This window comes from Verrucomicrobiia bacterium (assembly GCA_035495615.1).
In the GTDB taxonomy this organism is placed as follows: Bacteria; Omnitrophota; Omnitrophia; order Omnitrophales; family Aquincolibacteriaceae; genus DATJFP01.
Map to the genome: position 1 here is coordinate 69,947 of DATJFP010000071.1, position 20,015 is coordinate 89,961.

The 20,015-nt window shown below is 58.4% G+C and carries 17 protein-coding genes; 12 read left to right on the forward strand and 5 right to left on the reverse strand.

What is annotated here, in order from left to right; all coding sequences use genetic code 11:
- Positions 1-24: 24 nt before the first annotated feature.
- The gene (locus tag VL688_09085; GenBank protein ID HTL48193.1) at positions 25-1,788 is read left to right on the forward strand and encodes an ABC transporter ATP-binding protein; all 1,764 of its coding nucleotides are present in this window, start codon (positions 25-27) and stop codon (positions 1,786-1,788) included.
- A gap of 118 nt (positions 1,789-1,906) precedes the next feature.
- On the opposite strand, the gene VL688_09090 is transcribed toward VL688_09085, so the two are convergent.
- The gene (locus VL688_09090; protein ID HTL48194.1) at positions 1,907-2,329 is read right to left on the reverse strand and encodes a hypothetical protein; all 423 of its coding nucleotides are present in this window, start codon (positions 2,327-2,329) and stop codon (positions 1,907-1,909) included.
- 209 nt (positions 2,330-2,538) lie between these two features.
- On the opposite strand from VL688_09090, the gene VL688_09095 reads away from it, so the two are divergent.
- Genes VL688_09095 through VL688_09125 form a run of 7 tightly spaced genes read left to right on the forward strand, consistent with a single transcriptional unit; the run spans position 2,539 to position 12,160 of the window.
- A complete protein-coding gene (locus tag VL688_09095; protein ID HTL48195.1) occupies positions 2,539-3,837 on the forward strand; it encodes a homoserine dehydrogenase in 1,299 nt (432 codons plus the stop codon).
- Complete coding sequence (gene thrC, locus VL688_09100; GenBank protein HTL48196.1) at positions 3,838-4,923, forward strand: threonine synthase; 1,086 nt, start codon at positions 3,838-3,840, stop codon at positions 4,921-4,923.
- Positions 4,920-6,116, forward strand: coding sequence for a 2,3-bisphosphoglycerate-independent phosphoglycerate mutase (apgM, locus tag VL688_09105; protein HTL48197.1), 1,197 nt, complete (start codon positions 4,920-4,922; stop codon positions 6,114-6,116). Before thrC ends, apgM begins: the two co-directional genes overlap by 4 nt.
- Positions 6,117-6,130: 14 nt before the next feature.
- Entirely contained in the window at positions 6,131-7,354 is a 1,224-nt protein-coding gene (locus VL688_09110) for an aspartate kinase (GenBank protein ID HTL48198.1), read from the forward strand.
- Between the two features lie 2 nt (positions 7,355-7,356).
- Positions 7,357-8,943, forward strand: coding sequence for a citramalate synthase (cimA, locus tag VL688_09115; GenBank protein HTL48199.1), 1,587 nt, complete (start codon positions 7,357-7,359; stop codon positions 8,941-8,943).
- Positions 8,944-8,945: 2 nt separating this feature from the next.
- Positions 8,946-11,681 carry a valine--tRNA ligase gene (locus tag VL688_09120; protein HTL48200.1) on the forward strand — a complete coding sequence of 912 codons (2,736 nt, stop codon included), beginning with the start codon at positions 8,946-8,948 and terminating at the stop codon, positions 11,679-11,681.
- Positions 11,682-11,698: 17 nt separating this feature from the next.
- Complete coding sequence (locus tag VL688_09125) at positions 11,699-12,160, forward strand: 8-oxo-dGTP diphosphatase (protein ID HTL48201.1); 462 nt, start codon at positions 11,699-11,701, stop codon at positions 12,158-12,160.
- Here VL688_09125 and VL688_09130 read toward each other — a convergent pair.
- A complete protein-coding gene (locus VL688_09130) occupies positions 12,154-13,629 on the reverse strand; it encodes a hypothetical protein (protein HTL48202.1) in 1,476 nt (491 codons plus the stop codon). The two genes, VL688_09125 and VL688_09130, sit on opposite strands and share 7 nt — an antisense overlap.
- A 93-nt stretch (positions 13,630-13,722) precedes the next feature.
- Between VL688_09130 and VL688_09135 the strand changes: the two genes are divergently transcribed.
- The 3 genes from VL688_09135 (at position 13,723) to VL688_09145 (ending at position 14,734) form a co-directional block, all read left to right on the forward strand.
- Entirely contained in the window at positions 13,723-14,115 is a 393-nt protein-coding gene (locus tag VL688_09135) for a hypothetical protein (protein HTL48203.1), read from the forward strand.
- Positions 14,116-14,235: 120 nt separating this feature from the next.
- Positions 14,236-14,364, forward strand: coding sequence for a hypothetical protein (locus tag VL688_09140; GenBank protein HTL48204.1), 129 nt, complete (start codon positions 14,236-14,238; stop codon positions 14,362-14,364).
- 13 nt (positions 14,365-14,377) lie between these two features.
- Positions 14,378-14,734, forward strand: a complete 357-nt coding sequence (locus tag VL688_09145) for a response regulator (GenBank protein HTL48205.1) — start codon at positions 14,378-14,380, stop codon at positions 14,732-14,734.
- Positions 14,735-14,740: 6 nt separating this feature from the next.
- Here the strand turns inward: VL688_09145 and VL688_09150 are convergent, their stop codons facing one another.
- The 3 genes from VL688_09150 to VL688_09160 form a co-directional block, all read right to left on the reverse strand.
- Positions 14,741-15,688: a CBS domain-containing protein gene (locus tag VL688_09150; protein ID HTL48206.1), complete on the reverse strand. Its 948-nt coding sequence runs from the start codon at positions 15,686-15,688 to the stop codon at positions 14,741-14,743.
- A 223-nt stretch (positions 15,689-15,911) separates the two neighbouring features.
- Positions 15,912-16,187, reverse strand: coding sequence for a hypothetical protein (locus VL688_09155; GenBank protein HTL48207.1), 276 nt, complete (start codon positions 16,185-16,187; stop codon positions 15,912-15,914).
- Between the two features lie 273 nt (positions 16,188-16,460).
- Complete coding sequence (locus VL688_09160) at positions 16,461-17,606, reverse strand: hypothetical protein (GenBank protein ID HTL48208.1); 1,146 nt, start codon at positions 17,604-17,606, stop codon at positions 16,461-16,463.
- Between the two features lie 172 nt (positions 17,607-17,778).
- On the opposite strand from VL688_09160, the gene VL688_09165 reads away from it, so the two are divergent.
- Positions 17,779-19,746 (forward strand): CHASE2 domain-containing protein, encoded by a 1,968-nt coding sequence (locus VL688_09165; protein HTL48209.1) that lies wholly within the window; start codon positions 17,779-17,781, stop codon positions 19,744-19,746.
- The last annotated feature ends 269 nt before the right edge of the window (positions 19,747-20,015 follow it).

Here is a 20,015-nt window from a genome sequence, read left to right on the forward strand (position 1 = left end):
AGGGGTGTCAATGAATATGTTACAGTGTCCGCTTCCATGGGCATTTACCGTCGACTCCTCCAATACATCAAACCTCACAAGGGACGCCTTATTCTGGCTGCTTTGGCTGCCCAGGGCTATGCTTTATCCACATCCCTCGTTTCGGCAACGCTTTACGTCATCATAAATGGGCTTCAGAACAAGAGCGAGGTCCGGCTTACCAACCTGCCTCATATCCGGTTCCTGCAGGACATCGCATTTCCTTCGGCCTGGATTCCTTACATTATCGTGACCGTATTCCTGCTCCGCAGCTTTTTTGAGTACATCTCCCAGTATCAGATGGCCAGCGTAGGCATCCGTGTCATCCGGAGGGTCCGTGACGACCTCTTCCGGCATCTGACCTATCTTTCGAGCGATTTTTATTCCAAGGGACGCACCGGGGATTTCCTGAGCCGCATCCTGAACGACGTCGGGCAAATTCAGGGCGCGATCACCGACGTGCTCACCGATCTCATTAAACAGCCGTTCATCATCCTCTACAACATCCCCATGGTTTTCATTTGGGGCGGCCCTTACGCCATTTTCGCGATCATTATCTTTCCCGTCGTGGCCGTGCCCATCGTTTTTCTCGGACGCCAGCTGCGCAAGACAACCAAGCGCATGCAGGAGCGGGCCGCCGACATCACCGCCTTCATCGGGGAAACGCTGGCCGGCATCCACATCGTCAAGGCCTTCAACCGCGAAGAAGAAGAAATCCGCACCTTCGAAAAGATCAATCGCAGCGTTTTCGATTTTTTCAAGAGCACGATCAAGCTCACCATGATCCAGCGGCCGCTCATCGAAGTCATGGGCGCGATCGGCGCGGCCATTGCAGTAGCTTTCGCGCTGAAGACTCTTCCGCCCGATCGTTTCGGCGCTTTCGTCATTTCCCTTTTCGTGTTCTACGAACCTTTGAAGAAGCTGAGCAAGGTGAACAGCACGATTCAGCAGTCGCTGGCCGCGGGCGGGCGCATCTTCGAGATTCTGGATTCCGAGCCGAGCATCAAAGATGCTCCCGATGCCGAGGTGTTCAAGGGGCCGATCGAGACTATCCGCTACCGCAACGTGCATTTTTACTATGAGGCGGGCAAAGAAGTGCTGCGAGGCATCGACCTCAACGTCAAGCACGGCGAAGTGGTCGCGCTGGTCGGCCCGAGCGGCGCGGGAAAAAGTACGATGGCAAACCTGCTGCTGCGTTTTTACGATCCGGCGGCCGGAAGCCTCGAGATCAACGACTGCGACATCCGCAAGATGACGCTCAAATCGCTGCGCGAAAAAATCGGCATCGTGGCGCAGGATACGATCCTTTTCAATATGACGGTCGCGGAGAACATCGCCTTCGGCGCGCCGAACGCAAGCCGGGAAGACATTGAAAAGGCTGCGCACGCGGCTTACGCCCACGGGTTCATCGAGGCGCTGCCTCAAGGCTATGAGACGCCGCTCGGCGAGCGCGGATTAAAACTCTCGGGCGGACAGCGCCAGAGGATCTCGATCGCGCGCGCCATCCTGAAAAACGCGCCCATCCTCATTCTGGACGAAGCCACGTCTCACCTGGACGCGGACAGCGAGCGCATGATTCAGGACGCTCTGGAAAATCTCATGGTCGGCCGCACGGTATTCGTCATCGCGCACCGTCTGGCCACGGTGCAGCGCGCTACGCGCATTCTCGTCCTCGACGACGGCAAGATCATCCAGCAGGGGACGAACGAATCGCTGCTCGAGCAGGGCGGGACTTACAAGAGGTTGTACGATTTGCAATTCAACGTTTAGGCAGGGGGACAAGCCTAAAGGCATGTCCCCGATTTTCGGCATAAAAAAACCCCCGAAGCTTCTGCTCCGGGGGTTTGCTTTTAATACCGGGAACAAGCCTAAAGGCATGTCCCCATTTTTATGTGCCGGGAATCTTGATCGTGATCTTCGTGGTGTCTTCGCTGTTGTCTTCCGGTTCTTCCACTTCGTAATTCTGCAGGTCGGCCTGGCCGAGCGTGGCCACTTTCACCGCGCCCTTTACGGCATTGTCGAGGATCTTGCCGGTGCCTTTGGCCGCGCCTTCGAGCGTTCCGGCCACGGCGCCGCCTTCACGCGTGCCGTCCGCGGTTTCGGAAACAAAGCCGGTCGTAGAATCGACGGTCGCGCCTTTGATGCCGCTGGCGATTCCGGTCGCGGGATTTTCGAAGGACCGTCCCTGTTTCGCGGCCTTCTGTTCCTGCCGGGCTTCTTCGTCGTACTGGTCGGCCCGGCGGCCCATGCCCATCTGAAGCGTTGCGAGAACGAGAACGAAAGTGATGGTGAGATAAGTGCTGGCCTTCATCCCGCTTCCTCCGTGGTGGTCTGGACCTGTGAAAAAAGGAGAGGCTAGTATAGCGTATCCCCTGGAGGAATCAAAGGTTTTGGTGGAGGAAGCGGCGGGGGCAAGGATTGCATTTTGAGGAAGGCTAAGATATACTGACCCATTTATTGGGGCATTTTACCGCATGAGTCCCGCCGGAAGTCGGGCCTAACCTCTGGATTCGCTGGATCATGGAAAAAATCCGTATCGGCCTTCTCGGCCTGGGACAGGTGGGCGGAGGCGTCTATTCGCTCCTCACCCGGAAAAAGGCTTATTTCGAGCGCGAAGTCGGCGTCTCTTTCGAGATCCGGAAAGTGGCGGTCCGGAACCTTTCGAAGAAAAGGCCGGTGAAAATCCCCAAGAGCCTGCTGACGACGAATCCGCTCGAAGTCGTGGAAGATCCTTCGGTGGACGTGGTCGTGGAACTCATCGGCGGAACGACGGACGCGGCAAAGCTCATCAAGAAAGCGCTGCAGGCAGGCAAGCACGTCGTGACCGCGAACAAGGCGCTGCTCGCCGAGCGGGGCGACGAGATTTTCGAGCTGGCCGGAAAATTGAACCGCTGGGTTTTTTTCGAGGCCAGTGTGGGCGGCGGCATCCCGATCATCAAGACGCTGCGCGAAGGGCTTGTCGCGAACCGGCTCGAGTCCCTGCACGCGATCATCAATGGGACCTGCAATTATATTTTGAGCAAGATGACGTCGGAAAAGACCGACTTCGCCGTGGCGCTCCGCGAGGCGCAGCAGAAAGGCTACGCGGAACCCGATCCCACGCTGGACGTGGACGGCTCTGACGCCGCGCACAAGCTCGCGGTGCTCGTGCGCTTCGGCTTCGGCGGACGCATCCGCTACAAGGACATTTATAAAGAAGGCATCCGTTCGATCAGCGCGGAAGACATCGCGTTCGCGGACGAATTCGGTTACAGGATCAAGCTTCTGGCGATCGCCAAAAATGGCGGCAAAGTCGTGGAGGCGCGCGTGCAGCCGTCGCTTCTGCCCAAAGACCACATCCTGGCCAACGTGAACGGGTCGTTCAACGCGATCCTGCTTCACGGCGATCACGTGGGCGACGTGCTGCTGTACGGCAGGGGCGCGGGTTCTTTTCCCACGGCGAGCGCGGTCGTGAGCGACCTGACTGATCTCGCGCGGCGGTTTTCGTCGATGAACGAAAGCGACGCGTTCCTGATGCGCGCGAACGCGCAGCGTCTCAAAGTAAAAAGCATTTCGCAGGTGTTGACGCGGTATTACCTGCGCTTTCACGTGCTAGACAGGCCGGGCGTCCTGGCCATGATCTCGAAAGTGCTGGGAAGCCACGGCATCAGCATCTCGGACTGCGTTCAGAAAGAACGCCGGCACGGCGGCGTAGTGCCGCTCATCATGCTGACGCACGGCGCGAATGAAAAAGACGTGCGCAACGCGGTGCGCTCGATCGACCGGCTCAAATTCGTGCGCGGCAAATCGCAGGTCATCAGGATCGAAGGGGACAATTAAATGACGGTTCCGACCAAAAAATTCGCGGTCAAAAAAATCGGGATCATCGAGCGCTACCAGGAATTCATGCCGGTGACGGACAAGACGCCGATCATCTCGCTCAACGAGGGCAATACGCCGCTCATCCTGGCCGAAGCCCTGCCCGTGAAGCTCGGGCTGAAGAATATCCGGATTTATTACAAGTTCGAGGGGCTGAATCCCACGGGTTCGTTCAAGGACCGCGGCATGACCATGGCGATCTCGAAGGCCATGGAAGACAAATCGAAGGCGGTGATCTGCGCGTCGACCGGCAACACGTCGGCTTCGGCCGCCGCGTATGCGTCGCGCTGCGGCATGAAATGCTTTGTGCTGATCCCGGAAGGCAAGATCGCCAAGGGCAAGCTCATGCAGGCCTACCGTTACGGCGCGAAAGTCATCATCATCAAAGGGAACTTCGACCAGGCCTTAGAACTGGTGAAAAAAGTGGGCGAGAAGACGCCGATCACGATCGTCAATTCGATCAATCCCTTCAGAATCGAAGGGCAAAAGTCAGGGGCTTTTGAAATCGTGGACGACTTGGGCGACGCGCCGGAATATCATGCGATCCCGGTCGGCAATGCGGGCAACATCACGGCATACTGGAAAGGCTACAAAGAATACAAGCGTGCGGGTAAATCCGAGATCCTGCCGAAGATGCTGGGCTTTCAGGCGGCCGGGTCCGCGCCCATCGTTCAGGGAAAGCCCGTGGCAAACCCCGAAACCATCGCGACCGCCATCCGCATCGGCAATCCCGCGAGCTGGAAGGGCGCGCTGGAAGCCCGCGACGAATCCGGCGGCCTGATCGAGGCTGTGACGGACAAGGAAATCACGGACGCGTACCGGTTCATTGCCGAGCGCGAAGGCGTTTTTGCGGAGCCTGCTTCGGCCGCGGCGGTTGCCGGCGTGGTCAAGCTGGCGGAACGGAATTATTTTCAGGAAGGCACGCGCATTGTCATCACCCTGACGGGGTCGGGTCTGAAAGACCCCGATTTTGCGTTGAGCTTTGACGAAAAAATGGAAGCGGTCGAGCCTGATTTCGACGCGGTCCGGAAGGTCATTGGCGTATGAAATATCTCATGATCAGCTTTTCCGGCGCGGCCGATCAGCCCGCCGAGGAACTGGGCGGCAAGACGCCGCTGGAAGTGGCGAAAATCCCGAACATGAATCATTTCACCAAGGTCGGCAAGCTCGGCTCGGTGAAACTTTCGCCGGACCGCCATGAGCCGTCTTCGGACACGGCCTTTTTGAATCTGCTCGGCTACGACGCGGACAAGGTTTACACGGGGCGCGGCCCGCTCGAAGCGGCGAATCTGGATCTCGAGCTGGAAGAAAACGAAATTCCGTTCCGGATGAATTTCATCACCGAGTCTTCGGGCAACCTCGCGGACCCGACGGCCGGCGCGATCAGCACCAAAGAGGGCAAAGCTTTGATCAACTTTCTCAACAAGAAAGTGGCGAGCGGCTTTGTACGGTTTTTCGCGGGAAGCGGTTACAAGCATGTGGCCGTCCTCAAGGATTCGCACGGCTACAATGCGCTTTCGGCGCGTACCGTGAGCCCTGAAGCGATCATCGGCGAGCCGATTGAAGCGAATTTTCCGAAAGGCCCGGGCGAAGAGCTTTTGAAAAAATTGATGTTTGACGCGCGGCTTCTCCTGCAGGACCACGAAGTCAACCAGGTGCGCGTGGACCTGGGGGAAAATCCTGCGAACATGATCTGGCTGTGGGGCCAGGGCCAGCCGCCGAAGCTTGAAAAGTTTTCGGAGCGCCACGGCTTGTCCGGAGCCCTGGTGTCGCCCGCGGAATACGCCAAAGGCGCGGCGCGCCTGGCCGGATTGACGGTGGTCGACCTCGCCGAAGAGACCGGCGTTCCGGAAGTCGACAACGAACGCATGGCCAAGGCCGTCATTGAGGCCTTGAAAGAAAAAGATTTCGTGTGCTGCCACGCGCCGTCCTGCGATGAGGCCTCCCGCTTCGGCGACCTGAAGGGCAAGATCTCGGCCATCGAGGCGCTGGATTATTTCTTTTTGTCGCACGTGCGCGATTATCTTGATGCGCACAAAGACACGCGTGTGCTGATCACGCCGGCGCTTGCCGCGCCGTGGAAGATGCGCAAGCATGTGCGCGACGCGGTCCCGTTTCTCGTCACGGGTAAGAACATCATGCCCGACGAAGCGGAGAAATTTTCGGAACTTGCCGCGAAGTCCGTGGAAAACAAAGTCGCCAACGGCCGGGAACTCATCGATTCTTTCCTGGCGAAATAATTAGGAAGAAGAAAATGTCTTTGATCGTCCAGAAGTACGGCGGAAGTTCCGTCGGAAATGCCGACCGGATCCGCAACGTGGCGCGCCGCGTCGCCGCGAAGAAAAAGCAGGGCCATAAGCTGGTCGTCGTGGTGTCGGCCATGGGCGACACAACCGATGACCTGATCACGCTGGCCGAGCAGATCACGAAGACGCCGAACGAGCGCGAGATGGACATGCTGCTCTCGACGGGTGAGCAAATTTCGGTGGCGCTGCTCGCCATGGCGATCCATGAACTGGGCGTGAAGGCCATGTCGTTTACGGGGCCGCAGGTCGGCATCATCACGGACAAGTTTCACACGAAGGCGAAGATTCTCGACATCAATACGGACCGCATGCAGAAAGCGCTCGCGCAGGGTAATGTCGTGATCGTCGCGGGCTTCCAGGGCAAGACGTGCGAAGAAGAAGTGACGACACTCGGCCGCGGCGGCTCGGACCTCACGGCCGTCGCGCTGGCGAAAGCGCTGAAGGCCAAGTGCTGCGAGATCTACACGGACGTGGACGGCATTTACACCGCGGATCCGCGCCTCGTGCCGGACGCGCAGAAGATCGAACAGATCAGCTACGACGAAATCCTGGAGCTGGCCGCACTGGGGGCCAAGGTCATGCATTCGCGCTCGATCGAAGTCGGAAAAAAATTCAACGTTCCCATCTACGTGCGCAATTCGATGAATAATCACGAAGGCACGTTGATCACAAAGGAGAGTAAGCAAATGGAAGACGTCGTTGTCAGCGGCGTGGCGCTCACCGATGATGAGGCCAAGATCACGCTTTTCAAAGTCCCGGACCGTCCCGGCGTCGCGGCGAAGCTTTTCGCGAAGCTGTCGGATGCGAACGTCAACATCGATATGATCATCCAGAACAAGACGAGCACGAGCACGACCGACATTTCCTTCACGGTCTTCAAAAACGAGCTGAACCGCGCGCTTGCGGTCGTAAAAAAAGCCGCGCAGTCGCTCGGCGCGCACAGCATCCATCACGATTCCGACATCGCCAAGATCAGCGTGGTCGGCGTGGGCATGCGCTCGCATTCGGGCGTGGCGTCCAAGATGTTCGGCTGCCTTGCCCGCAAGAAGATCAATATCGACATGATCTCCACCTCCGAGATCAAGATTTCCTGCGTCATCAGCGGGAAAAAAGGCAAAGAAGCTCTCCGGGCCATTCACTCCGAATTCGGCCTGGGGAAAAAGAGCAAATAACCATGGCCGCTTCGAAGGGGAAATCCTTCCCTAAAAAAATCCTTTTCTATGACACGACCCTGCGCGACGGAACGCAGTCGGAGGGCATCAGCCTGTCCCTGCAGGACAAACTCATGATCGCCAAGCGCCTCGACGAGTTCGGCATGCATTACATCGAAGGCGGCTGGCCCGGCTCGAACCCCAAGGATCTCGCCTTTTTCAAGGAAGTCAAAAACATCGGCATTCGTCACGCCAAGATCGCGGCGTTCGGCTCCACGCGGCGCATGCACACGCGCGTGCAGGAAGACGTCAACGTCAAGGCCCTGCTGGAATCGAAGACCAAGGTGGTCACGATCTTCGGCAAGTCGTGGGATTTTCACGTGACGGAAGTCTTCAAGGTCTCGCTGAAAGAAAACCTGAACATGATTTACGAGACCGTGGCTTATCTCAAATCCAAAAAGCTGGAAGTCATTTACGACGCCGAGCATTTCTTCGACGGCTTCAAGGCCAATCCGGAATACGCGATCAAGGCGCTGCAGGCCGCGGTGCGCGGCGGCGCGGACAACCTCACGCTCTGCGACACGAACGGCGGCACGCTGCCGCACGAAGTGCGCCGCGCGATCCTGCGCGTGAAGCGCTCGTTCAAGACGCCGCTCGGCATTCACTGCCACAACGACGGCGAGCATGCGGCCGCCAATTCCATCCAGGCCGCGGGCGAAGGCGCGGTCCTCATCCAGGGCACGGTCAACGGGCTGGGCGAGCGCTGCGGCAACGCGAACCTCATGAGCATCATCCCGATCCTGCAGCTCAAAATGAAGCAGAACTGTTTTTCGCCCAAGAAGCTGAAGGAGCTGACGCAGGTTTCCTATTATGTCGCCGAGATCTGCAACATGCCGATCCCGCTGAACCAGCCGTTCACCGGCCGGGCGGCTTTTGCCCACAAGGGCGGCGTGCACATCAACGCCATGATGAAAAACCCCGGCACATACGAGCACATGGACCCGCGGGTCATCGGCAATCACCGCCGTTTCCTCGTTTCCGAGCTCGGCGGCAAGACCAACATCATGATGAAGGCCAAAGAGCTGCAGCTGAATCTGGATAAGGAATCGCCGGAAACGCGCAAGATTCTCACCGAAATCCAGAAGCGGGAGAACGAAGGCTATCAGTATGAGGCGGCCGAGGCCAGCTTTGAGCTCATGGTCCAGAAAATCCTGGGCAAAGAGAAGACTTTTTTTGCGGCGTCCGACGTTTATATTTCCGCGGAAAGCATCGGCGATGCGAATCCCACGGTGCACGCAAACGTCACGGTGAAAGTGAAGAACAAGGTGAAGCAGGGCAAGGCCCTGGGCGACGGCCCCGTCGACGCGCTTTACAAGGCGCTGCGCGAAGGGCTGATCAAGTTCTATCCCGTCATCGGTGAAATCCGCCTGACCGATTATAAAGTGCGCGTCGTCAACTCCGAGGCGGGCACGGCCGCGAAGGTGCGCGTCTTTATCGAGTTCCAGGACAAGGACCGCATCTGGACCACGGTGGGCGTGGACAAGAACATCATCGAGGCCAGCTGGATCGCGCTTGTGGACGCCATTCAGTACAAATTGCTGAAGGGTTAGCGATGAGTCTCATGGAACTCGAAAAGCAGTACAATTCGAAAGAAGTCGAGGCGCGCTGGTACCAGGTTTGGGAAGAAAAAGGCTGGTTCCGCCCGCGCTCGGACCGTGAAGGCAAGGCCGCCCACAAGAAGAAGTACGTCATCGTCATCCCGCCCCCTAACGTGACCGGCGTCCTGCACATGGGACACGCGCTCAACAACTCCATCCAGGATATTCTCACGCGCTGGCATCGCATGAAAGGCGAGGACACGCTCTGGGTGCCGGGCGTGGACCACGCGGGCATTGCCACGCAGAACGTCGTCGAGAAAAAACTCGCCAAAGAAAAGATCACGCGCAATCAGCTCGGCCGCGAAAAATTCCTCGAGCAGGTCTGGAAATGGAAAGAGGAGCACGGCAGCACGATCACGCGCCAGCTCCGCCGCCTCGGCGCTTCCTGCGACTGGACGCGCGAGCGTTTCACCATGGATGAAGGCCTTTCGAAGGCCGTGCGCGAATGCTTTGTCACGCTCTACAAACGCGGCCTGATTTACCAGGGCCATTACATTATTAATTGGTGCCCGCGCTGCCAGACCGCGCTTTCGGACGAAGAAGCCGCGCACAAGGACACGCAGGGCGCGCTTTACCACATCAAATATCCCATCGCGGGCAAGGGCAAGAAGGCCGAAGAGCCGGGCGTGGACCATATCGTGGTGGCCACGACGCGTCCTGAGACGCTGCTCGGCGACACCGCGGTCGCGATCAATCCGAAAGATCCCCGCTACAAATCGTTGATCGGCAAGAAAGTCGTACTGCCGCTGCTGGGCCGTGAAATCCCGGTGATCACGGACGAATTTGTGGATCCGGAATTCGGCACCGGCGTCGTGAAGGTGACGCCCGCGCATGATCCGAACGACTTCGAAATGGGGCGCCGCCACAAGCTGCCCGAAATCAATGTCATGCATCCCAACGGTTCCATCAACGAAAACGGCGGGCCTTATAACGGCCTCGACCGTTTCGAGGCGCGCAAGCGCGTGGTCGAAGATCTCGAGGCCCAGGGCCTTTTCGTGAAGCGCGTCGCGCACGGCCACGCGGTGGGCCATTGCTACCGCTGCGACACGGTCGTCGAGCCGTACCTTTCCAAGCAGTGGTTCGTGAAAATGAAACCGCTCGCGGAAAAAGCGCTGAAGGCGCATGCCGCGGGCAAGACAAAGTTCTATCCGGACCGCTGGACCAAGGTTTACACGAACTGGCTGGAAGGCATCCGCGACTGGTGCATCTCGCGCCAGATCTGGTGGGGCCACCGCATTCCGGTCTGGTACTGCGAGCCTTGCCGCGCCAAAGCCAAAGGCGCCGGAGACAAAGGCGTGATCGTCAGCAGCGCGGACCCGCAGAAATGCCCGCAATGCGGAAACGCGTCGCTCACGCAGGACCCGGACGTGCTGGATACCTGGTTTTCTTCCTGGCTCTGGCCTTTTTCCACGCTGGGCTGGCCGGAACAAAGCGAAGACCTGAAACATTTCTATCCCACGTCCGATCTCGTGACCGCGCCGGAAATTCTTTTCTTCTGGGTGGCGCGCATGATCATGGCCGGCCTGGAATTCATGGGCGAGGTCCCGTTCAACCGGATTTATCTTCACGGCACGGTGCGGGCGCAGAGCGGGCTCAAAATGTCCAAGTCGCTGGGCAATGCCATCGACCCGCTGGAAGTGATCGACGAAACCGGCGCGGACGCGCTGCGCTACAGCATGGTCATGCTTTCCGCGCAGGATGTTTACCTTTCCCGCGAAAAATTCGAGATGGGCCGTAACTTCACGAACAAACTGTGGAACGCGGCGCGCTTCGTGCTCATGAAGCTTGAAGGCTTCGAGACCGGCGCTTCGGAACTGGACATCCATTTGAAAAGCGCGCCCATCACCACGCGCTGGATTCTCTCGAAACTGGAAAAAACCGTGAACGAAGTGGAAAGTTACCTGCGCGCGTTCGGCATGGCCCAGGCTTCTTCAGCGGCCTATCACTTCGTGTGGAACGATTACTGCGACTGGTTTATCGAGCTGGCCAAGCCGTCGCTCGGCGAAGGTTCGCTGCACGACAAGGAAGAAACGCAGAAAGTCCTCTTTTACGTGCTCGAGCGGATTTGCAGGCTCCTGCATCCTTTCATGCCGTTCATTACCGAAGAGCTCTGGCAGAAGCTGCGCGGCATGGCCAAAGACAAGGACAAGTGGCCGGAAACGCTGCTGCTGGCCGCATGGCCCCATTCGGAAAAGCCCAGGTTCGAGGACGCGGAAGCCGAGCGCTCGATCGAAGTGCTCCAGCGCGCGGTCATCGCGATCCGCGACCTGCGCTCCAGCTTCAACATTCCGCCGATCCAGAAGCTCGATGCGGTCATTAATTCGCGCGACGCCGCGGTCCTTAAAACGCTCGAACTGTATAAAACCGAAATTGCGACCCTTGGCCGCCTTTCCGACGTCGGGATCAGCCAGGGAATTTCCAAGGCCAAAACCCACGTGGGTAATTCTTACGCGGACATGGACGTCTTCCTTAATGTGGAAGGCCTCATTGACCGCGAAAAGGAAAAAGAACGCATCGCCGGCAAGATCAAGGAAAAGGAAACGTATCTCGCCGTGCAGGAAAAGAAACTCTCGAACGAGAACTTCGTGAAGAACGCCCCCAAAGACGTCGTCGATGCCGAGCGCGCCAAGATGGATGAGGCCAAGCAGGTCATCGAATCCTATCGCAGGCAGCTTTCCTTTTTTCAATGACGGACCTTCCCGGCGGCATGATCCTCGCCACGCTCTGTTATGTCAAAAAAAACGGCAAGACCCTCATGATGCAGCGGGGCAAGCGCCCCGGGGACATGCACGCGGGCAAATGGAACGGCCTGGGCGGCAAGATGAATCCCGGGGAAACGCCGGAAGAATGCTGCGTCCGCGAAGTGCGCGAGGAATCCGGCCTCGAAGTCCGCCGGCCCAAGCTCCACGGGATCATCACCTTCCCGAAATTCAATGAGAAGCACGATTGGTACGCGTTCGTGTTTACGGCGGACGAATTCGACGGCGAGCCGTTTGCGGAATGCGACGAAGGGCGTCTGGAGTGGATCGGGGACGCGAAGGTGCCGGAGCTGCCGCTTTGGGAAGGGGACCGCGTGTTTCTAAAGTGGCTGGATCAGGAAAAGTTTTTTTCCGCGAAATTTATTTATCAGCACGGCCAGTACATCCGCCATGAGGTTGTTTTTTACTGAGCGGGAGCTTCGCCGGTTTTGGTCAGGAGGGCCGCTTCGATGCCGGGCCCTTCGAACACGCGGGTTTCGTAACCCGCGGTGGACGCGCGCAGCAGCTCGGAAAGCCCCGGCCAATGGCGCGCCGCGCGGAAGCGCCCGCTTTGCACGACCAGGATTTTTTTCCCCGCATCCATCCTCTGAGCCCCGCCTTCCGCGAGCCACTGAAACGCGTCATAGCCTTCGACTTTGGCGGCGGCCTTTCCTTCGGGCGGGGGAAAAACCGAAAAATCCAGCCCCAGGTCGGTTTCGACGTCCAGCACGATTTGATCGACGGGGTCCGGCGAGCCGGCGGCGGTGTCGCGCAGGAAATGCTGGAGCGTTTCCTTTTGGCGGACAAGACGGATGTGCGCGGCTTTGGAGCGGTATTGCCCGGCGATCAGCGGGAAATTGCCCGCGAGATTGGCAGCCAGCGTCGCGGCGATCAAAACCCGTGCGAGCCTCGTCTCGGCGCGCATGTCTTGAGCGAGGACAAGGAGCAGCGAGATCGCGGGAAACCAGTACCATCCGACGTACCGCGCATTGAACGCGCTCATGAGAAAGGAAGTCCCGGCGGCCAGAAACCAGGCTGCGAGAAAAGATCGCCTCAGGCCCGCGGCCCAGGCAAGGAAGAGGAACCACAGGAAAGCGGGCGGGTTCAGACCCCAATTAAAAAAACCGCCGTTGAACATGGCGTCCCAATGCCAGTCCTGATTCCAGAGGATCCCGGCGATGTGGCTCAGGGAATAGACTTTGTCCGGGCTGTAATGCTGCACGCGCAGCCAGTAATATTCGGGATGCAGGATCATGAAAGGATTGGCGAGATAGAATCCGATCAGGCAGCCCAGCAAAAGGCCCGGCACGAATGTCCTGGGTTTTCGCGCGGCAAGTCCCGCGGCCACGGCGAAAACCGCGTAGCAAACGCCGTTCAGTTTGAGCCCGATCGAGAAGCCGATCAAAACGGCCGCCAGCATGACCGCAGCGAAGCGTTCCGCGCGCAGCGCCGCGAAACAGCCGGCCAGTCCCGCCAGCACGGAAAAAAATTCAGGACCTGATATTTTTCCCGTCCACCACGCCATCGGAAATGTGAGCCATAAGAGCAAGACGAAAAGCCCGGAGCGCCCCTGCCGCCGGGCTTCGGCTGCGGCGGTAAGCGGGACCGCGAGGCAGGCCGCATAGGCCAGGGCGCGGAAAATCAGAAGCGGGGCCGGCGGCGCGAGGAACGCGGCCAGCAGGCTATACGCGATCCAATAGACCGCGCCGTAGATGAGGTAGCTTTCCTGCCAGAAAAAATAGCGCCAGAATCCCTGGCCCTGGAAAATGCCCGCGAAATAATAAGCGTCTTTCAGGAACCACGATTCGTCATTAGCCCACGCGCGCAGGAAATAAACCGGGACGAGGGCCAGGGCATAACCCAGGAAAAGAAAAAAAGCGGCGGTCGTTTTTTTGCTCATGAAGGCCGGATCCTCGAATGTCTTTTTATCGGCCGGAAACGCGGGTTTTAAAGAAGTCTCAGTTTTGACGGCCTCGAGCCGATAGATTGGGGCATGATGACGGAACAGAAAATAACGCGTTTGGCCGTGGTCGCCGGCGCCGGCGCCGCCTTCCTGTTCGCGGGCTGGGGGATCAGCCAGGACGAAGGACTGTCCTGGTGGAACGCGTCCTTCGCGGCCTACCTTATTCTGATTCCCTGGACGGCTTTCGGCATGCTGAAGTTCCGTTACCGCTCCATGGTCATCGGCAATTTTCTGACGGCCGGCCTGCTTGCCTTCGGCGTTTATGCCGCGCATTTTGCCTGGAGCTTCTGGCTTTTCAAAGAACCCACGGTGACCGACCGCATTCTGGCGCTTTTCCGCCCGCAGGTTTTCTGTCTGGTCGCGGGGCCCGTGATCTGGTTCCTTTATTTTTCCCGCCGCAGCGTCCGCCAGCTTTTCTCCTGAGTTTCCCGTAGGACCCCGGTAAATTTTTCGCCGCTCCTTTATTTGCGGTCTCCGCATGCCGATATTTAAGAGCCGAACGAAACTTGCTCATAAATTTATTTATAGACGAAAAGGTGCCTTATGACCATGCCTCACGAAGATCAAGCTTCGAACCATGACGCGGACCAGGTCCTGACCATGACGGGACGCAGGAAAAAGGAAACGCCCGAGCCGCTTTCCGCCGGGCAAGGCCGGATGAAAAAGCGGTAAGGAGGAGGAAAACATGACAAAGATTCTGATTGTCGACGATGAAAAAGAAATTTGCAGCCGCCTGAAGCACTACTTCACGGCCGCGGGGTATCAGGTTTTTACTGCGGGCAGGACGGCCGAGGCTTTGGGCGTGATCCGTGCTGAATCTCCGGAAGTGGTGCTGCTCGACGTTCCGGAAAAAGGATCGAGCCTGGAACTCCTCCAGCACGCGGGAAGCGAAACGCAGGTGATTCTGGTCGCCGCGGACGCGGACAATGAAAAAGTGCGCCGCGCGCTGATCTCCGGGGCTGCGGGATGCGTTGCGAAACCGTACACGATGGACGATTTGGAAGATGCCGTGCGCCGGCAGACGGGCTGCATCGCGGCGTGACCCGGCTTATTCCAGCCAGATCCGCATGACTTTCAGAATGTCGATCTGCGACAAGATGCCGACCAGCGTGTTGTCGGAATCCACGACGGGCAGCGCTCCGTACTTTTCCCTCGCCATGATGCTGACGGCCTTGTAAAGCGGGTCCTCCGGACGCACCGTCACGGGATTGGGCGTCATGACGTGTTCCAGGATCAGCGAGTCGAGTTCGGTCTCTTCGAAATAATACCCTTCCTCCGTGCGCTTGGGCGTGATGTGGCGCAGCAGATTGTCCTCCGAAACCAGCCCCACCAGTTTAAAGCGGTTGTCGACTACGGGAATGTGCCGGATGTGGTACTCCCGCAATTTCTCGACCACGGCGCTCAGCTTGTCCGAAATTTGTTCGTGCATGCCGAGCGTCGAAGAGGCCGCGCGCGCGGTGATGACCCGCCGGCTCATGACGTCCTGCACCAGGATGCTTTTCGTGAAATGATGCGGGACGAGAGAAGGGGGAAGATGCGAAGCGGGCATAGCTTCTTCGTGGGGCTTCGGCGGCGTTTCGGCCGTTTCGTGTTCCCCGGCAAAAGAAGGCTGAAGATGCGACACGGTCTTTTTTTCCGTGATGCTCCGGATGAGCTCTAAAAGCTCCGGAACCTTGAACGGTTTGGTCATGAAGCCGCTGACCGGGAGATCGTGAAAGAGGTTCCGGAATTCGTTGCGTCCGGTCATGACGATGATGGGGTAACGCGGCTTGCCGTCCACGCGGCTGGCGATGCTGTGATAAAACGCGATGCCGCCCATCTTGGGCATGGCAATGTCGAGGATGATGACGTCGGGTTTGATTTTTTCGAGAGTCTTCAGCGCTTCTTTGCCGTTGACGGCCGTGACGACTTCGTAGCCTTCGCCGCTCAGGATCTCTTCCACGAGACAGAGGAAATCCTCTTCATCGTCGATGACCAGGATTTTGGACTGCGACATGATCCCCTCCGCAAGCCCGGGCATTTTCCTTGGAAAACGCCTCTATAATTAACCCTATCACGGTTGTCCCGGCCTACAAGCAGATGCTAGAAGAAGTAATGATTGATAGTTTGCCGGGAGGGTTTTTCCCGGGGCTTGATATGCCGCGGAATTAAGTTTAATCGCTTCGGAGACAAGCAGATAGCGGGCGCCGTCCGGCAAAACCCGCGGCGGGGGGCCGGTTTCAGCGGCCCGTTTTTTGCGGATTTTCGTCAGGGCCGTCTTCTCCGCCGTGTCCCAGCCGCCGGCGCCAGGCCCCCAGTTTTTCGCGAAGGACCGGAAAGCGGTTTTCGAGCCGTACGACGAAACGATGGAAAAAAGGAATGTCCACGGAGAGCAGCAGAAGCCCCGTTCCGAGAAAAAGAATTCCCTGCAGCACGGGAAGGAAGAGCCCGAGAAAACCCAGGATCAGGAAAAGAATGCCTGAGGTGATCCGGAATATTTTGAGGAGGGGTTTCATGGAGAAATAAAATAGGGCGCACCCGTTGGAAAATCCAGGGATTTTTGCGCCCTTCTCGGCGTGCCCCGAGAGAGGGGATTGGCTCCCGGGGCACATACAAGGGAGGTCTAACACAATCTAAGGCAGCCGTCCCTTTATATGAAAGCGCCTACTCCTACGGTATCACATGGAAAGACGTGATCAAGGCCGAGGGAAAAAATGATCGAAAATACTGGAACAGAAAAAAAGGCTTGTTTGGTTTCTTAAAGAAGTGGTCCTCGAAATCCGCGGCTTCTATTGGCGTTTGACGGCCTTGCCTTCGGGGTCGTACACATCTCCCTGCACAGCCATCTCTTCTTTCGTGGGTCCTGTGGGAACGTCCGCGGCCTTTTGTTCCGCAGGGGCCTGCGCCTGCGCCGCGGTTTGCGCGGGCTGCGCAGCGGGAGCTTGAGCCGGGACCGGCTGGGCCGCAGCCGCAGCCGTGGGAGCGGGCACGACGGGCGCGGCAGGATGAGGAGCGGCGTTTTTTTCGTAGCGCTGATGGAACATCGCGATTTCGTTCTTGGCCTTGATCTCGGCCATTTTCTTCGTGTCGCTTTTCAGCGCCTGCCAGGAATCCCGCCCCTTTTGCAGGACGTCTTCGCCGGCAAAAGCCGCCGCATTCTGCTTCGTTTCCGCCATGACCGCCTTCAGGCTTTCGCGTGCTTCGGCGGAAGCGGGCTGGGGCGCCAGACTCTTGACCTCCCCGGAAGCAACCTGGGCCTGAGAAAAGGACAAGGCCTCGTCCGGCTTGACGTTGATGATGTCGCTGTCGGCGGCCTTGGTCAGGGAATCCGCCCCCGGCACCACGTAGACCGTTCCGTTCGCGACCACGGTATTGTCGGATTCGGTGGCGGCATCGAACGAGCGCATGAAGGTCGTGGAGCGCACGCCTCCGACCGCGGTCGGCGTGATCACGTCGTAGGTCGAGCCTTCGGGCAGCCCGCCGAGATCATTGTAAATCGCGCCGTTGGAAATATAAATGCGCGTGGGCTCGATCGAGAGAAATTCTGCGAGGCTGTTGGCCGCGATCCTGGCCGTGTTCAGGAAAAAAGCGTCGTAATGGATTTCGACGAAGGAGTTTTCCGAGGTCTTGATCTGATCTCCGTTTTCGATGACCGTTCCTTTGACGACGGGCTCCCAGGTATCCTTACCCTTTTTGAGGATCATGACTTCGCCCTGGAGATTGAACACGTCGGCCTTCTGGTCCACGAGGCTGTTCTCGGAAAGATCGGGGCCTGCGGGAGACGGCGCCGACGGAGCGGCGGGAATTTCGGCGGCGGGCTGCGGTGCCGCGGCTTCGGGGACCGGTGCCGCCGGAGGATGGGCTTTCTTCAGAAACACGACGGCGACTGCGGCGGCCGCAAGCAACACGGCCAAAAAAAGGATTTTGTTCTTCATGGGTCCCCCTCTTTATTCCCCCGCGGCTGCGCGGTGGATGCTATGGATACGTACCCCGAAAACGGTCTCATTCTACGAGCAAGCCGGTCGGAGTCAACGGTAATCCGCCGGGCGGCGGCCGGGAACCGGGCCTTTGGCAGGGACCCGGGGATGCCGATAATCAAGCACCTCCATGAAACCTAAGGATCGCAGACGCAACATCGAAATCCTCCTCGGAGCAGGCTTGATGCTGCTCCTGGCCGCGCTTACTTCGGCCAGGGGATTCGAGCCTTTCGAAAAACTTTTCCTGGACGCCCATTTCCGCCTTCAATCCGGGAAAAAATTTCCGGAAGACATTGCCGTGATCGGCATCGACGAGGCCAGCCTGGACGTCATCGGGCGCTGGCCCTGGTCCCGTGATCTTCATGCCGCGCTCATCGGCCTTTTCCGGCACGAATCCTTTCAGCCTGCCGCACTCGGGTACGACGTCCTTTTCGAAGTCAAAAGCACGGCTTCCCCGGAAGGCGACGAACTGCTCGTCCATCAGGCCGGCGCTTTGGAGGGAAGGGCCGTGACCGCCTATTTTTTCGAAAAGGGAAAACCCGCCGCGGAAGAGGTCAACGAATCAAAGGAAAAGGAACTGGAGCGGTTCGCGCTCCGCGTTTCGGGCCCGGCGCCGGAACATCTGGAAGAGGCGCAGAAGGTCTCGCTTCCTTTCCTCGATCTTGCCAGGGCGAGCAGCCTCGCCTTCGTAAATACGCCGATGGATACCGACGGCCGCACGCGCCATGCCCAGCTGCTCATCCGTTATAAAGGAAAGGTGTATCCGTCCATGGATCTCCTGATCGCCCTGATTTATCTCCGGACGAATCTCGCGGACGTGCATGTCGAAAGGCGCGGCGTGGTCCTGGAAAAAAGCAGCCGGGGACGCATCGTGATTCCCGTGGACGAAGAAGGCAAGATGATCATTAATTATTTCGGAAGCTCGCGCGTCATTCCCACGTATTCCTTTGTGCAGGTCATGAACGAAGGCAAGGCCTGGATGGAGGGCGGCAAGCCGCCGCCGCTTTTGCGCGCGTTGAAAGGGAAGATCGTTCTGGTCGGCGTCACCGCGCTCGGGCTGGGCGACCGGCGTGTCACGCCGCTTGCCCAGTATGAGACCGGCATCAGCCTCCATGCGCACGCCATCGGCAACATCCTGCGGGGCAATTTTCTGGTGAAGGCTTCGGAGCCGCTGGCCTGGGGCGCGTTCGTGCTGCTGGGGCTCACCGCGCTGTGGCTCACCATGCAGCTTCCCGTGCAGCGGGCCTTGCCCGCCATGCTCGCGCTCGGCGTTTTGTATTTCGCGGCCACGCATTTCTTTTTTATCCAGGGCCTGTGGCTTCCCATGGCGGGCCCGGTGGCGGAAATGACCGCGGTTTTTATCGGCGTGACCTGTTTCCGTTATTTCACCGCGCTGGAAGAATTGAAGCGTACGCAGCAGCAGCTGATCCAGTCCGCGAAAATGGCGGCGCTTGGAGAGCTGTCCTCAGGCATGGCGCACGAATTCCGGAACATCCTTTCTTCTATAAGCCTGCACGTGGAGTACGCGCTGAGACCCGGAATGCCGCCGGACAAGACGCAGAAGAACGCGGTCATGGCCCGTCAGGTCATCCGGAACGCCGTCGACATCTTGAACGGGCTGCTGACCTTCGCGAGAAAAAAAGAATCGGTGAAGGTCCGCGGCAATCTCAAGAAGACGGTCGAAGACGCGCTGATGCTCGTGGAAAAGGACCTGGCGGTCCGCAACGTGAAAGTGGTTTTGGAGCTGCAGGACGTGGAAGACGTGGCCTTCGACGCGGGCCAGATTTCTCAAGTCGTGCTGAACATGGTCCAGAACGCCCGCGACGCGATGGAGAAGCAGGAAGACAAGCGGCTTGTGCTGCGCCTTGCCCGGCAGCCGGACGGCGCGCGAATCGAGATCGCGGACAACGGCCCGGGAATAGCGCCGTCCGTCCTCAAGCATCTTTTCCAGCCTTTTGTGACGACCAAGCCCGAAGGCCATGGGACGGGACTCGGACTTTCCGTCTGTCACGGCATCGTCGAAAACCATGGCGGCAGAATCACGGTCGAGACTTCCCCCGCCAAAGGCACGGCCTGGTCGATTTTTATTCCCGCGTAGTTAAGCCCTCAGAAAGGTAGCGCCTCCGAAGATAAGGGCGTAGAGCAGAAAGCACATCCACGCAAAAGTGATACAGATTTGAGTTTTCATATTTCCCCCTTGGAAATAGGTAAAACTATTGAAAATTTACCCGTTTTGGAGGCGTAAAAAAGGGCCTGAAAATACGCACTAGGGCCTGCTAGACCTTAGTAGGACATGGCAGAAAACCGCGCTAAAAAAGTTATAAGAAGTTTGAAACTTACCCGCCCCGGAAGCCTCAAAACCGTTGT